Raw genomic sequence first — 282 nt, 5'->3', positions numbered from 1 at the left:
CTTTATATAAGGGCAATTAATATAGTCTTTCATTTCTTTCTGTTTCCTATTTCGTTTATAATATATAGTAAGTATGCAGTAAAGAAAGGGGGATGTCGGAAGGTGGTATATTTAAACGACAACCTCAGCGAAACAAAAGTGTTTAAAGACCCGGTACATAAATATGTGCACGTACGCGATCGAGTTATTTGGGATTTAATCGGAACGAAAGAATTTCAACGCTTGCGCCGTATTAAGCAGCTTGGAACGACATTTTTTACATGTCACGGTGCAGAGCATAGT

Annotated in this window: 1 pseudogene; it reads left to right on the top strand. The window is 37.2% G+C overall.

Going from position 1 to position 282, the window contains the following annotated elements:
* Positions 1 to 60 precede the first annotated feature (60 nt).
* Positions 61 to 282: pseudogene (locus tag ACSG5Z_RS32295) on the top strand (hypothetical protein); the annotation flags it as partial.

Origin of the sequence: Bacillus pretiosus (assembly GCF_051294775.1) — a bacterium.
In the GTDB taxonomy this organism is placed as follows: domain Bacteria; phylum Bacillota; class Bacilli; order Bacillales; family Bacillaceae_G; genus Bacillus_A; species Bacillus_A wiedmannii.
Note: the sequence above shows the minus strand (reverse complement) of the source record. Positions and strands in the feature narration are given on the sequence as shown.